Annotated in this window: 14 protein-coding genes, 1 pseudogene and 1 riboswitch; of the genes and pseudogenes, 10 read left to right on the top strand and 5 right to left on the bottom strand. The window is 63.2% G+C overall.

Going from position 1 to position 12,948, the window contains the following annotated elements:
• Window positions 1–75 precede the first annotated feature (75 nt).
• Together I6I12_RS11320 and I6I12_RS11315 are read right to left on the bottom strand one after the other, a co-directional pair.
• Window positions 76–1,149, bottom strand: a complete 1,074-nt coding sequence (locus I6I12_RS11320; RefSeq protein WP_200288312.1) for an HNH endonuclease signature motif containing protein — start codon at window positions 1,147–1,149, stop codon at window positions 76–78.
• Window positions 1,150–1,265: 116 nt separating this feature from the next.
• On the bottom strand, window positions 1,266–2,114 hold the full coding sequence (locus I6I12_RS11315; protein WP_200288311.1) for an NAD(P)-dependent oxidoreductase: 849 nt from the start codon (window positions 2,112–2,114) through the stop codon (window positions 1,266–1,268).
• 31 nt (window positions 2,115–2,145) lie between these two features.
• A riboswitch (guanidine-III (ykkC-III) riboswitch) is annotated at window positions 2,146–2,212 on the top strand.
• Window positions 2,213–2,220: 8 nt separating this feature from the next.
• Between I6I12_RS11315 and I6I12_RS11310 the strand changes: the two are divergent.
• The 8 genes and pseudogenes from I6I12_RS11310 to I6I12_RS11275 all read left to right on the top strand — a co-directional run bounded on the left by I6I12_RS11310 (window position 2,221) and on the right by I6I12_RS11275 (window position 9,401).
• Window positions 2,221–2,534: pseudogene (locus tag I6I12_RS11310) on the top strand (DMT family transporter).
• Window positions 2,535–3,060: 526 nt separating this feature from the next.
• The gene (gene hemL / locus I6I12_RS11305) at window positions 3,061–4,362 is read left to right on the top strand and encodes a glutamate-1-semialdehyde 2,1-aminomutase (RefSeq protein ID WP_200288310.1); all 1,302 of its coding nucleotides are present in this window, start codon (window positions 3,061–3,063) and stop codon (window positions 4,360–4,362) included.
• Window positions 4,363–4,370: 8 nt separating this feature from the next.
• Window positions 4,371–4,979: a histidine phosphatase family protein gene (locus tag I6I12_RS11300; RefSeq protein ID WP_200288309.1), complete on the top strand. Its 609-nt coding sequence runs from the start codon at window positions 4,371–4,373 to the stop codon at window positions 4,977–4,979.
• On the top strand, window positions 4,979–5,584 hold the full coding sequence (locus tag I6I12_RS11295; RefSeq protein ID WP_200288308.1) for a TlpA disulfide reductase family protein: 606 nt from the start codon (window positions 4,979–4,981) through the stop codon (window positions 5,582–5,584). Before I6I12_RS11300 ends, I6I12_RS11295 begins: the two co-directional genes overlap by 1 nt.
• Window positions 5,585–6,388, top strand: a complete 804-nt coding sequence (locus tag I6I12_RS11290) for a cytochrome c biogenesis CcdA family protein (protein WP_200288307.1) — start codon at window positions 5,585–5,587, stop codon at window positions 6,386–6,388.
• A gap of 7 nt (window positions 6,389–6,395) precedes the next feature.
• Window positions 6,396–8,027, top strand: a complete 1,632-nt coding sequence (locus tag I6I12_RS11285; protein ID WP_200288306.1) for a cytochrome c biogenesis protein ResB — start codon at window positions 6,396–6,398, stop codon at window positions 8,025–8,027.
• A gap of 93 nt (window positions 8,028–8,120) precedes the next feature.
• A complete protein-coding gene (gene ccsB / locus I6I12_RS11280; RefSeq protein WP_023020495.1) occupies window positions 8,121–9,140 on the top strand; it encodes a c-type cytochrome biogenesis protein CcsB in 1,020 nt (339 codons plus the stop codon).
• Entirely contained in the window at window positions 9,141–9,401 is a 261-nt protein-coding gene (locus tag I6I12_RS11275; RefSeq protein ID WP_200288305.1) for a helix-turn-helix domain-containing protein, read from the top strand. It begins immediately after the preceding gene.
• On the opposite strand, the gene I6I12_RS11270 is transcribed toward I6I12_RS11275, so the two are convergent.
• The gene (locus tag I6I12_RS11270) at window positions 9,398–9,643 is read right to left on the bottom strand and encodes a hypothetical protein (RefSeq protein ID WP_200288304.1); all 246 of its coding nucleotides are present in this window, start codon (window positions 9,641–9,643) and stop codon (window positions 9,398–9,400) included. The genes I6I12_RS11275 and I6I12_RS11270 overlap by 4 nt on opposite strands.
• A gap of 38 nt (window positions 9,644–9,681) precedes the next feature.
• Between I6I12_RS11270 and I6I12_RS11265 the strand changes: the two genes are divergently transcribed.
• A complete protein-coding gene (locus I6I12_RS11265; protein WP_084279006.1) occupies window positions 9,682–10,008 on the top strand; it encodes a DUF4229 domain-containing protein in 327 nt (108 codons plus the stop codon).
• Here the strand turns inward: I6I12_RS11265 and I6I12_RS11260 are convergent.
• Window positions 10,005–10,895 (bottom strand): 1,4-dihydroxy-2-naphthoate polyprenyltransferase, encoded by an 891-nt coding sequence (locus tag I6I12_RS11260; RefSeq protein WP_023020498.1) that lies wholly within the window; start codon window positions 10,893–10,895, stop codon window positions 10,005–10,007. The two genes, I6I12_RS11265 and I6I12_RS11260, sit on opposite strands and share 4 nt — an antisense overlap.
• Before the next feature lie 214 nt (window positions 10,896–11,109).
• Between I6I12_RS11260 and I6I12_RS11255 the strand changes: the two genes are divergently transcribed.
• Window positions 11,110–11,781 (top strand): metal-dependent transcriptional regulator, encoded by a 672-nt coding sequence (locus I6I12_RS11255; RefSeq protein ID WP_034656208.1) that lies wholly within the window; start codon window positions 11,110–11,112, stop codon window positions 11,779–11,781.
• Here I6I12_RS11255 and menE read toward each other — a convergent pair whose 3' ends face one another.
• Window positions 11,782–12,915 (bottom strand): o-succinylbenzoate--CoA ligase, encoded by a 1,134-nt coding sequence (menE, locus tag I6I12_RS11250; RefSeq protein ID WP_005322961.1) that lies wholly within the window; start codon window positions 12,913–12,915, stop codon window positions 11,782–11,784.
• Window positions 12,916–12,948 lie beyond the last annotated feature (33 nt).

Here is a 12,948-nt window from a genome sequence, read left to right as displayed (position 1 = left end):
CGGGTCATACGCTGTGGCGTGGTGCGGGCATGCCAAAGTGGCAGCAGGGCATCCTGCTGCCTAGCGGCATGAGTGCTAGTGCGGTGGATCCGGCGGGGTCGGTTGCACTGGCTCGTTCGGGCTGGACGGCGATGCGGCGGTATCGGCCCATGGCGGTTGCCACACCACGCGACCTCGGCGGCGAACGAGTCGCCCGCGGACAGGCGGGGCATTCGGGTCATCGTCATTGACACCATTGTGGTACGGGCAGCAGGTGGCGAGGTTTGACATGTTGGTCTCGCCGCCGTGTCGCCACGCTTGCAGGTGATGCACCTGGCATTTATCCGCCGGGTAGTTGCACGCGGGCCACGGGCACACAGGGTTTTCGGCGGCAGCCATGAGCCGCTGCTTTTCGCTGGCCATGCGTTCCGTCCGGTAGAGGTTGACCGCACCTTCGTAGGGATGGACGAGGGTGATAAGCCCGCGCTCTGCCAGCGTGCGCGAGACAAGTTCCGCGCCGGTGAGGCGGGCACCGTCGGTGAGCTGGATGGTGATTTCTTCGCCGTCGCCGTCGATGATGCGGTCGAGTTCGTCGAGCGTGATAATTGCATTCGTCGTAATGGTTGGACGGGTGGCTGGGGCGGCGCCGGAAGGGGAGAAGAGCTCCGCAACGGAATCGAGAGGCGCGTCCTCGTCCAGGCTGGATTCCAAGTCCGCGATGAGCGAGGAAGGCCCGGTAATAGCGAGGGTCCACGGCGCGTCCTTGCGACGGCGGATGCGCACGCCGGGGCGTGGCGGGGTCGGGGGATTGAGTTCGCGCAGCTTTTTACGCGCTAGCTTTTCCATTTCATCGGTATCGGCGGCGGTGCGACACAACTCCACGCGCAGGCGCCAGGCATCGCGCTTGGTCTTGGCGCGGGAAGCGTAGCGCTCGATTACCTCCAGCGTGGGCAGTGGGTGGGCGCGGTCGCGCGCGGCGTTAACCGCCTGGCGTTGGAGGCGGGTAAAGGAGGTGGGGGCAAAGAGGGCGTCGGCAAGCGTGAGCAAGGTGAGGGCCGTTTTATTGGGCGCGCCGGCGGCGCACAGCTGGTCTTCAGACATGCCAGCGCACCCGGCAACGATATCGATGCCGGGCGCCAAGGCCGCGAGATAGGTCTGAAGAGCTGTCATGCCCCGCAGCCTAAGCCACCGCGCGCAATCTGTGCGAGGGTGAGCGCGCGAATCTGTGGATAACTAGGGCCGGAAGGGCGAATTTCGGCCCGCACTCGCTGCGGGCCTGTGGATAACTAGCCCTTATTGCGGAAGACGAAGATGGAGGAGAAGTCTTGGTCGCCGTGGCCCATCGCCTGCATTTCCTCGAAGCGGCCGATGGCGGCAGTCAGGGCGGGCAGCGGCTTGGTGGAGGTCATCTCCATGAGCTTCGCGTCCTTAGCCAGGGCGTCGACGGTGAAATCGCCCGGGTCGGTATTGCGCTCGCCGGTGATAAATGGCGCCTTCATATTCGCGATGAAGGACAGACCGGTGATATCAAGCATTTGCAGCACAACCTCGGAGTCTAGGCCCTCGGACTCGCCGAGTTGCAGGGCTTCGAGCAGGCCCTCGGCGGTGACGGCGAGCGCGAGGTTCGCCAGCAGCTTTCCGATGGCCGCCGTGGCCGCCGCCTCCACCCCGATGAGCTTGTCTTCTCCCGCCCAGGACTCGGCGAGGGACATGGCTTGCTCGCGGCGGGCGTCGTCAGGCGTGCCCACATAGATGCCGAGCTTGCCCTCGCGGGCCGGGCCGAGCGTGCCGACGACCGGGGCGTGGACGTAGGTTTCCACGGCGGCGGCGAATTCGCGGGCATCGTTGGGCGAGACGGTGGTGGTATCGATCCAGGTCACGCCGGCGGGGATGAGCTGCGGCTCGACGACGACCTCGCGGACATCGTCAGGCCCGAAGAGCGAGGTGATGATGACCTCGGCGTTCACTACGGCCTCGGTGGGCGAGGCGGCAAGCTCGGCGCCTTCCTCCACCAGCGGCTGGGCACGCTCGGCGGTGCGGTTCCAGACGGTCAATTCGATGCCGTCTTGCTCATTGAGCAGGCGGCGGGCTAGTTCGGTTCCCATGCGGCCAGTTCCAAGAAATGCAATCCTCATGGTTTCCCAGTGTGCCATCATTGGGTGCAGGTTCGCCGCGTCTTGCGCGAGCCCCGGACGGGGGGAGCCGTACCCGGCAACGCGACAAGACGGCCAGGAAGCAGTTATGGCGTGGTTCATCTTGATTTTCTCCGGCGCAGTCGAGGCCGTGTGGGCGGCGGCATTGGATAAATCCGCAGGTTTTACGCGTTTGTGGCCCTCGCTTATTTTCCTCGTGGCCTGCGCGATTTCCATGGGCGGGCTGGCGTGGGCGATGCGCAGCATCCCGGTAGGCACGGCCTATGCGGTGTGGGCGGGTGTTGGCACGTCGGGGCGGTTATCTATTCCTTCGCGGCCGGGCACGAGGTCGCCACGGTGTGGAAGGTGTTTTTCCTCTCCATGATCATCGGCGGCATCGTGGGGCTGAAAGCGGTGAGTTAGAGACCCGGAATCCGCGGCGCGGGAGGCAGCGGCGGCGCAGGCGGTGGGGCGGGCGCAGGCACGGCGGGCACTGCCGGCATATCAGGCACCGCGTCCTCGATGCGCCCGCGGACCTCATGCGGCGGAATGTTGAGGTTCGGCAGTCCGCTCTTATCCCGCGCGGGAGGGCGTGGCGCTGCCGGTCGCGGTGCGGGCGCCGCGGTTGACGGCGAAGGGTCCGCGGCCGGCGGCGAAGGAGGCGCCGTGTCTTCCTGCGGCAGGTCGCGAGGGGTGAGAGGGTGGGGAGGGGGCTGCCAGGAGGGGGCGTCGGCAAGCGGGGCGGCACCTACCGAGGTAGGCAGCGGCCGTTCGGGCGCGGGCCGGGCACAACCGGCGAGGCAGAAAGCGACCAGGATGGCGAAAATGACAGTGCGCTGCATTGAAAATCCCCCCGAATTGAAAAGTGCAACGCCCCGAAGTTTAGCGGCTGACTGTGAATCGCGCAGTCCAACTTTTGTATAGCGCGCGAATCGCTAGAATGTCAGACATGCCTAATACTTCCCAGTCGCAACAGTGGTTTGAGCGTTCCTCCAAGGTGATTCCGGGCGGGGTGAACTCGCCGGTGCGCGCGTTCGGCTCCGTGGGCGGCCAGGCCCGCGTCATTGAGCGCGGCGCGGGTTCGCGCCTGTGGGATGCCGATGGCAATGAGTATGTTGACCTGGTCAGTTCCTATGGTCCGATGATTCACGGCAACGCGCACCCGGAGATTGTGGAGGCCGTGCAGAAGGCGGCTGCGGGCGGTTTGAGCTTCGGCTCGCCTACAGAAGGCGAAGCTTTGCTCGCGGAGGCCATCGTTTCGCGCACCGCGGCCGATAAGGTGCGCATGGTCAATTCCGGCACCGAGGCCACCATGTCCGCGGTGCGCCTGGCCCGCGGCTATACCGGCCGCGCCAAGGTATTGAAGTTTGAAGGCTGCTACCACGGCCACGTGGATGCCCTGCTGGCCTCGGCCGGTTCCGGTGTGGCGACCTTTGCGCTGCCGGATTCCCCGGGCGTGACGGGCGCGACGGCGGCCGATACCATCGTCGTTCCTTATAACGATATCGAGGCCGTGCGCGAGGCCTTCGCGCAGCACCCGGGCGAGATTGCTTGCATTATCGCGGAGGCCTCGGCCGGCAATATGGGCACCGTGGCACCAGATGAGGGCTTCAACGCCGCGCTTGCCGACGTCGCCCATGAAGACGGCGCCCTCCTCATCCTCGATGAGGTCATGACCGGTTTCCGCACCTCCTATAAGGGTTGGTACGGCGTCGACGGCGTGGCGGCGGACCTGGTGACCTTTGGCAAGGTCGTCTCCGGTGGCTTGCCGGCCGCTGCCTTTGGCGGCCGCGCCGAGGTCATGGACTACCTCGCGCCGGAAGGTCCGGTCTACCAGGCGGGCACGCTCTCCGGTAACCCGGTGGCAATGGCTTCGGGCCTGAAGTCTTTGGAGCTGGCCGATGAATCGCTCTATGAGCGCCTGCAGGCCAATGCGGACCGCCTGACCGGCATGATTTCTGAGGCGCTGTCGGCCGAGGGCGTAGCGCACCACATCCAGCGCGCGTCTTCGATGTTCTCCATCCGTTTTGCCGAGGGCGAGGGCCGCAACTTCGCCGATATGCAGGCGGCCGAGACCTTCCGCTTCACCCCGTTCTTCCACGCCCTGCTGGATAACGGCATCTATGTCGCGCCGAGCCCATTCGAGACCTGGTTCGTCTCGGATGCTCTTAACGACGCCGACTTTGAACTCATCGAGGCGGCCCTCAAGCCCGCCGCACAAGCTGCGGCCGCTGCGCGTCCCGCAAACTAAGGAGAGACATGACACGCACCATCGTTCACCTCGTGCGTCACGGCGAGGTCCACAACCCAGAGAAGATCCTCTACGGGCGTATCCCGGGGTATCACCTATCCTCGCGCGGGCATTCCATGGCGGCGCGGACCGCGGAGTCCTTTCGCGACCATGATGTGACCTACCTGGCAGCCTCGCCACTGCAGCGCGCCCAAGAGACAGCGCGGCCGATTGCGGAGGTAACGGGACTGGACGTGGACGTCGATAAGACGCTCATTGAATCCGGCAATCGCTTCGAGGGCCTGCGCACCAAGGGTCTGCGCTCCGCACTGTGGAATCCGCGCCGTTGGCCGCTGCTGGTCAATCCGCTGGAGCCATCGTGGGGCGAGCCTTATGACCAGATTGCCGAGCGCATGCTGGGCTCCATCGAGCGCGCCCGTACCGCCGCCGCCGGCCACGAGGCGATTTTGGTCAGCCACCAGCTGCCCATCGTGATGGTGCAGCGCACCGTGCTCGGCCAGCGCTTGCCGCACGCGCCGTGGAACCGCGAATGCGACTTGGCCTCGGTAACCTCCCTGCTTTTTGAAGACAACCAGGTCACCGATATTTTCTACTCTTCGCCGGCGCAGGAGATTTAATGGCACTACGACGCAAACGCGCAGTTGGCGCGGTGCTGGCGGCAGTAGCCGTGACCCTTGCTGGGTGCGCGCAGGATTCCGATAACGCCCAAAATGCGGTTGCTACCGGCGGTAACTTCGAATTCATCACCCCCGGCGGCGAGAAGGTCATCAATTACGAGGAATCCGAGCGCAAGCCGCTGCGCACGTTCTCCGGCGAGGATGTGCGCGATACGGATAAGACCATCTCCTTGGAAGACTATGACGGCGAAATCGTCGTGCTTAACTCCTGGGGCCAGTGGTGCGCGCCCTGCCGCAGCGAGGCCGATGACCTCCAAGAGGTTCACTCCGAGCTGCAAAAACGCCAGATCGGCACCGTCTTGGGCATCAATGTGCGCGACTATAACCCCCAGGTGTCCAATGACTTCCTCGAAGACAACGGGCTGAAGTATCCCTCCATCTATGATCCGCCGTTTAAGACCGCTGCGGCCCTAGGCGGCGTGCCGACTTCCGTGGTGCCCACCACCATTGTCTTGGATAAACAGCACCGCCCGGCTACGGTCTTTTTGCGTTCCATCACCGCTAAAGATGTGCTGGACGTAGTGGACAAGTTAGAAAAGGAATAAATGGATAACGCAGCGAGCATCGGCAACTCTTTTGCTGAGGCCGCGACCTCCGGCCCTCTCCTTCTGGGCCTGCTCGCGGCCGCCCTAGCGGGGCTGGTGAGCTTTGCCAGTCCGTGTGTGATCCCGCTGGTTCCCGGCTATATTTCCTACCTGGCCGGCGTGGTAGGCGGGGAGGTTACCTTCGATGGGGAGTTGGGGGTGGGCGTCGGCAAGCGCAGGCAATGGGCCGTTGTCCTTGCATCGGCACTGTTCATCCTGGGCTTTACCGTGGTTTTTCTGCTGGCGACGGTCTCCGTATTCGGCGCGATTTCCGCGCTAAGGCTCAACGAAGAAATGCTCATGCGGGTCGGCGGCGGCGTGACTATCCTGATGGGCGTGGTCTTCCTAGGCGCGATTCCAGCGCTGCAGAAAGACACCCGCCTGGCGCCGAAGCGCTGGACCACCTGGCTGGGCGCGCCGCTGCTCGGCGGGGTATTCGCGCTGGGCTGGACGCCGTGTCTGGGCCCAACGCTGGCCGCCATCATTTCCGTATCGGCCGGCACCGAGGGCATGACGGCCGCGCGCGGGGTGCTGCTCATTATCTTTTATTGCCTGGGCCTGGGCTTACCGTTCCTTCTGGTGGCGCTGGGCTCCGCGCGGGCGATGCGCACGATTTCGTGGGCCCGCAAACACTCGCATACCATCCAAATAATCGGCGGCGTGGCCATGATCCTCGTCGGCCTGGCCCTGGTAACCGGCCTATGGGGCGAATTTATTAGCCTCATCCGCCAGTGGACCGGCAACTACGGCGCAACCCTTATTTAGGAGAGACGTGAAATATTTCCGCAAAGCCTGGCATTGGCTGACTAGTATGCGCACCGCGCTAGCGCTGCTCTTCTTGCTGGCGCTGGCCGCGATCCCCGGTTCTTTGCTGCCGCAGCGCGATCTCAACGAGCAGAACGTGCAAGACTTTATCGAGTCCAATGGCAACGTGGCGAAGATCTATGACAAGCTGCAGCTTTTCGACGTCTTTTCCTCCGTCTGGTTCCAGGCCATCTTCGTCCTCTTGGCGATTTCCCTGGTTGGCTGCATCCTGCCGCGCTCCTGGGATCACTATAAGGCGTGGAAGACCCCGCCGACGCGCGCGCCGAAGTACCTCCACAAGCTGCCGCTGGCGGCCGAGGGGCACTCGGAAAAGAGCGAGGAGGAACTATCCACGGAAATTAAGAAGCGCCTGAAGAGGTGGCGCGTGGCCGAGTATTCCCCGGAGAAGGACCGTGCCGGCGTGCATACCTTCTCCGCGGAGCGCGGCTACGGCCGCGAGCTAGCCAACCTCATTTTCCACGTGGCGCTGGTAGCCATCCTGGTTACGGTTGCCGCCGGCAAACTGGTCAACTACGAAGGCCAGGTCATTGTGGTCACTGAGTCTGGCTCGCAGGGCGGCGGCCAGACCCTGGACCAGTCCACGGAGTTCTGCAATACCTCTACGTCTAATTTTGACTCCTTCCGCGCCGGCCCGCTTTTCGACGGCACCGGGCTCCACCCTTTCTGCCTCGTCGCCCATGACTTCGCGGCCGAGTACCTGCCGAACGGCCAGGCCGAGATGTTTACCTCCAACGTCTCCTACGCGGAGGGCGATGACATCTACAAGGATGACTCCGAGTGGAAGGATTATGAGCTCAAGGTCAACCACCCGTTGCGGCTCGCGCATAACCGCGTCTACTTGCAGGGCCATGGCTACGCGCCGACGGTCACCGTGGAATGGCCCAATGGTGAAAAGCGCACCCAGACCATTCAGTTCCAGCCGAATGATACGACCTTCTTCTTGTCCTCCGGCGCGATGCGCTTTGACCCGCCGGCCGGCATGCACCCGGACCTCTATGAGCGTCGTCAAAATCAGATCGCCATTCAGGGCCTCTTCGCGCCTACGGCTGAGTGGGCCGGTGAGAACGGCAAGCTGCTGCAGTCCTCCTACCCAGGTTTGCAGGATCCGGCCATGGCCATCGATATCTACCGTGGTGATGCCGGCTTGGATACCGGCACCCCGCAGTCCTTCTTCTCGTTGGATCCGAACCTGGTGCACTCCGGCCAGCTGCGAAAGATTGACCGCGTGAACCTCAACCAGGGTGAGGATGTCACCCTGGACGATGGCACCAAGATCACTTTCGACGGCGCCAGCGAGTTTGCCAATTACCAGGTCTCTTATGACCCCTTCCAGAAGTGGGTGCTGGTCTCCGCGCTGGTAATGCTCATCTCCTTGGTGGGTTCGCTGGTGATTAAGCGCCGCCGCGTCTATATCCGCCTGCGGCCGAACGCGGCCGGCGGCACCGATGTGGAAATGGGCGGCCTCGCCCGCACCGACCGCGCCGGTTGGTCGGAGGAGTTCCACGAGTTGCACCGCGCGCTGCTGGAGCTGCCGGACCCAGATGAGGTCGAAGAAGACGAGCTTTATACCGATGATTAGTACGTCATCCTAGTCCAACAAAAGTTGGACTAGGCCGTTTCGCTGAGTAAGGTAATCAGCACTATCCCGCACGTGTATTGGCTAGGAGCGTTCATGCAGATCGATCAGAATCTGTCTAATTTCTCGGATATCGCGGTGCAGACCGCCTTTGTGGTGTACTGCGTCGCGCTCTTTATGTCGCTGTTCTACTACGGCCGCATGCAGGGAATTATCGAGGGCCGCCGTGCCGTGAAGTCCCAGGCCGCGAAGGTCTTGGTGGGGGCGGGCGCTGGGGGCGTCGATAAGCAGAGCTATGCGGGCGAGGTGGCCCAGTCCTCTTCCGGTATCACGGAAGGTGAGCTGAAGGAGAAGGAGCGCAAGGCCGATAAGCTCGGCGGTATGACCAGCTCGCTGATGTGGGTAGGCATTGCGCTCCACGCCGCGGCGATTGTGCTGCGTGGCCTGGCTACCGGCCGTTTCCCCTTTGGCAACCTATACGAGTACGTGCTGATGGTGAGCTTCGGTGTGCTGCTGGTGGGCAATATTGCCATGCAGCGTAAGGAGTGGCGCACCGTGTGGCCATGGCTGCTCACCCCGGTATTGGCGCTGATGTTTTATGGCTCCACCAAGCTCTATGCCGAGTCTGCCCCAGTGGTGCCGGCGCTGCAGTCGCACTGGCTGCCCATCCACGTCACCGTGGTGTCCTTGGGCGCGTCCATTGGTATTATTTCCGGCATTGTCTCGCTGCTGACCCTATTCCGTATGGCACAGCCGAAGCATGCCGAGCATGGCTTTTTCGGTGCTGTAGCCCGCCCATTGCCTTCTGCCGCGAAGATTGACCAGCTGGCCTACCGTCTGGCCGTAATCACCCTGCCGACCTTGGGCTTGGGCATTATCCTGGGTGCCATCTGGGCTGAGTCCGCTTGGGGCCGCTTCTGGGGCTGGGACCCGAAGGAAACCGTGTCCTTTGCCACCTGGATCCTGTATGCCGCCTACCTGCACGCGCGTGCAACGCCGGCGTTCCGCAAGGCGGCGCCGTGGATCAATGTCATGGCGATGGCGCTGATGGTCTTCAACCTCTTCTTTATCAACATGGTTGTCTCCGGCCTGCACTCCTATGCGGGGCTGAATTAAATGGCGGAGCATACGAGCCCGCGCCATAAGCCGGGCAAGCCGGCTGGTGATAACGCGGTGATTTTGGGGCTGGGCGCGCAATTTGCGGAACGTCGCCGCGAGCTGGGCATCTTGCAACAGCAGCTTGCCGACGCCGCCGGTATCTCCCGCTCCACCCTCCACACCATCGAGCACGGGGGCGCGGGCGTGCGGTGGGAAAAGATTACCGCCGTGGCCGAGGCCCTCGGCTTGGAGATGCGCTTCGTGCCGAAGGAATCCTAATCCTTCTCGCCGTCGGTGCCGCGATTGCGGCGCTGGCGGCGTTTTTCTTCCTCTGCCTCCTGTGCGCGGCGTTGCTTGAAGCGCTCCTTTTCCAAGTTCCAGAGGAATTCTTCATCATCGTCGGGTCCCTTGATGGCGCGGGGTTGTTCCACCTCGCGCTTTTTCCATGTGGAGGGCCCGAAGGCCTTCCACACCAAGTAGGCGGCGAGGACAAAGAGTAAAAGGAGGATGATTCGGCCCATGCGTGGAATTCTACCTGCACCGCGTACAATCAACCCCCATGACGCATAACCCTGAGCCACCCAAGCCGGACCCAGAACTGCGACGCCGTTCCCGTGCGGCGCTGTGGAAGTATGGGCTCGCCCGCGTAGTGCTTTTTATCGCTTTGACCGTGGTGATCGAGCTTTTGTCCATCGCCATCCGCTTTCCCATCCCGGTGCTCGTCTCGGCGCTGTTGGCGCTCTTCGTGGCGCTGCCGCTATCGATGCTCATCTTTAAAAAGTGGCGCATCGAGGCCACCCAAACGCTGGCCGAGTACTCCGCCCAGCGCAAGGCCCACAAACGCTGGGTACAGGCGGAGCTAGAAGGGCGCGCCGCGCAGGACTAGACGAGGATGAGTGCGGCGGCCTCGATAATCGCCCACAGGAGCATCGCGCGGCCGGTCAGGCCGAGCACGGGGATAAGCTTTGGTCCTTGAGCGCCGCGATTGACGGTGCGAATGGCGCGCAGCGCGAAGGGAAAGTAGACCAAGCCGGCGAGTGCGAGCCAGCTGCTGAAGGCAATGCCAATGGTCAGCAGGAATGGCAGTAGGAGTAGCACCGTAAAGAGCAGGCGCGCCTTCTCGTTGCCGAGGCGTACGGCGAGCGTAATCTTGCCGGTTTCGGCGTCGGAGGGAATATCGCGGATATTATTGACTAGGTTCACCCCGGAGCTCATCGCGCCGATGCCCACGGCCAGCGCGAGGCCCGACCACGACAGGCGGCCGGCCTGGGTGAATTCGGTGCCGAGCACAGCGACGAGCCCGAAGAAGATAAAGACGGCGACCTCGCCGAGCCCGCGATAGCCATACGGGTTCTTGCCACCGGTATAAAACCACGCGCCGGTGATGCATAGCGCGCCGACGAGGATGAGCCACCAGGCGTGCGCCGCAAAAGACAGCGCGATGCCGGCGAGTCCGGCCACGGCGAAGGCGGCGAAGGCCGCGAGTTTCACCTGCTGCGGGCGGGCCAGGCCGCCGCCGGTGAGGCGCTGCGGACCGGTGCGGTCGTCGTCGGTGCCGCGGATGCCATCCGAGTAATCGTTGGCGTAATTGACACCGATGATGAGCGCCCACGCCACCACGAGGGCGAGAAGCGCGCGGCCGAAGTGCGCGCCGTCGGCAGCCGCTGCGGCACCAGTACCAGCGATGACTGGGGCGAAGGCATTAGCCCACGTGTGCGGGCGTGCGCCTTGGAGCCAGTCTTTGGCAGTTGCGGGATAGGCAGAAAGTGACATGTCAGTTATTGTGCCACGCCACCGCGGGCATGCTGTGCACAAGGGACGCACACGGCGGATATATAAAAGCCACGGGTATGGCGGAAGCGCGTCGTACGTACCCAAGAAAGGACGGCTGTGGGCCACACCCGTGACAAAAGTTCAATGCGTTGAACTTTCTTAAAGTTATCATGTGAATCGCTCGCGGGGCAAGGCCTTTACTACGATGAATGTCATGCATTTAAGCGATCTCCCTGAACGTACCCAGGACTACCTCAAAGTCCTGTGGGACCTCTCCGAGCACTCCGGCGGCGCGCCCATCGCGCTCAAGGAGCTGGCGGGGCGATTGAACCAAAAGGTGCCCACGGCGTCGGAAGCCGTAAAGCGTCTCGTTGCCCAAGGGCTGGTGGAACATGAGCGCTACGCTGGCGTTTCGCTGACCCCAGAGGGCCAGGCACTGTCCATGGGCATGGTCCGCCGCCATCGTCTCCTCGAGACCTTCTTGGTCAAAGAGCTGGGGTACACCTGGGACGAGGTTCACGAGGATGCCGATCTCCTCGAGCATGCATGCTCCGATCGCTTCATCGATCGACTCGATCAGCACCTGGGCCATCCTCAGCGCGATCCCCACGGCGATCCCATCCCCGACGCGCAGGGCAGCATCGAGGACCTTGGCACGCTCACGCTTGACGACGTCCCCCTTCACACCCCTGTCACCATCGAGCGGGTATGCGACGGAGACACCGAGCTGTTGCGCTACCTCGACAGCCATGGCGTCGGCCTGGGCGTCGAGGTCGTAGTCGATTCCCGCGTTGCGGGCCTGCTCAACCTGCACGCAGGGGACGAGGAGTTCTCTCTTGCGGAAGTCGCGGCCGCCGACGTGACGGTGCGCGCTAACGAAGTCTAATCAGTTCTTAAAGAGCCCTGCGACACCACGACGGTCCACCTTGCCGGGGCCGGTCAGCGGCATCTCAGCAATGCGGATAATCTCGCGCGGAATCTGCCACCGAGGCAGGTCATCGAGCGCTTCGAGGATGTCGGTGCGCGAGGCCCAGCCGGTGTAAGCTGCGGCGATCATCTGGCCAAGACGTGGATCAGGGATGCCCACCACGCATACACTGTCGACGCCCGGTACCTGCAACAAGAGCTGTTCCAGTTGTTCTGGGTGCAACTTCAACCCGCCCGAGTTGATGATGCTGTCCAGACGTCCAGTGACGGTGAGTTGACCGTGGGCGTCGAGCTCCCCGGCGTCGGAAGTTGCGAACCAGCCACCGACGAAGTCGCGCGATTCCACATTGCGGTAGCCCTGCGCAATGGTCGGCCCGCCCAGGAAAATGCGGTTATCTTCCCCGATGCGCACCTCGGTGCCGGGCAGGGGAGTGCCGTTGTAGACGCAACCGCCCGCAGTCTCCGAGGAGCCATAGGTGGTTACCACGGTGATGTCGAGCTTGCGCGCAGATTCCAATAGCTGGGGATGTGGCGCTGCTCCACCTACCAGGATGGAGTTGAAACGGCGCAGTGCTTGGATGCCGTCCAGCGAATCGAGTGCCTTGTGCAGCTGCATCGGTGTGAGCGCGGTGTACATGCGGTCCTCGGTGTGGGCGAGTTCTTCTGCTGCGCGGGCGAACTCGGTGATGTTAAAGCCTTGGGACAGGTCGAGGCACAGTGGCTCCACACCCGCCACCAACGAACGCACGAGCACCTGGATGCCCGCGATGTGGTGGGCGGGCATGGCCAGTAGCCATTGGCCGGGGCCACCCAGGAAAGAATGGGTGGCATCCGCACTCGCCACCAGGTTAAGCGGGCTTAGCTGCGCACCCTTCGGTGTGCCCGTGGAACCCGAGGTGGACACCACCAAAGCAATGTCCTCAGCAATCGATTCGCCCGCGCGCATGTGGTTGCGCAGCAATTCCGTCCGCGTGCGGTCCGCTGCGGGAAGGGGTAAGAGCGTGGTCTGCCCAGCGATGGCCTTCTCGAGGTCATCCAAAATTCCTGCGGGATTGCGGGGATCGACTGGGAGTGGGGCGAGGATATGAGTCACGAATAATCAGGTTACCCGGGCATATCGCTCGTC

Source organism: Corynebacterium kefirresidentii (assembly GCF_016599755.1).
Lineage (GTDB): Bacteria > Actinomycetota > Actinomycetes > Mycobacteriales > Mycobacteriaceae > Corynebacterium > Corynebacterium kefirresidentii.
Note: the sequence above shows the minus strand (reverse complement) of the source record. Positions and strands in the feature narration are given on the sequence as shown.

Coding starts and splice junctions, on each gene's coding strand:
- hemL (WP_200288310.1), top strand. CDS start 3,061: ATGCCTAATACTTCCCAGTCGCAACAGTGGTTTGAGCGTTCCTCCAAG.
- I6I12_RS11255 (WP_034656208.1), top strand. CDS start 11,110: ATGCATTTAAGCGATCTCCCTGAACGTACCCAGGACTACCTCAAAGTC.
- I6I12_RS11260 (WP_023020498.1), bottom strand. CDS start 10,895: ATGTCACTTTCTGCCTATCCCGCAACTGCCAAAGACTGGCTCCAAGGC.
- I6I12_RS11295 (WP_200288308.1), top strand. CDS start 4,979: ATGGCACTACGACGCAAACGCGCAGTTGGCGCGGTGCTGGCGGCAGTA.
- I6I12_RS11265 (WP_084279006.1), top strand. CDS start 9,682: ATGACGCATAACCCTGAGCCACCCAAGCCGGACCCAGAACTGCGACGC.
- ccsB (WP_023020495.1), top strand. CDS start 8,121: ATGCAGATCGATCAGAATCTGTCTAATTTCTCGGATATCGCGGTGCAG.
- I6I12_RS11290 (WP_200288307.1), top strand. CDS start 5,585: ATGGATAACGCAGCGAGCATCGGCAACTCTTTTGCTGAGGCCGCGACC.
- I6I12_RS11300 (WP_200288309.1), top strand. CDS start 4,371: ATGACACGCACCATCGTTCACCTCGTGCGTCACGGCGAGGTCCACAAC.
- I6I12_RS11320 (WP_200288312.1), bottom strand. CDS start 1,149: ATGACAGCTCTTCAGACCTATCTCGCGGCCTTGGCGCCCGGCATCGAT.
- I6I12_RS11270 (WP_200288304.1), bottom strand. CDS start 9,643: ATGGGCCGAATCATCCTCCTTTTACTCTTTGTCCTCGCCGCCTACTTG.
- I6I12_RS11275 (WP_200288305.1), top strand. CDS start 9,141: ATGGCGGAGCATACGAGCCCGCGCCATAAGCCGGGCAAGCCGGCTGGT.
- I6I12_RS11315 (WP_200288311.1), bottom strand. CDS start 2,114: ATGAGGATTGCATTTCTTGGAACTGGCCGCATGGGAACCGAACTAGCC.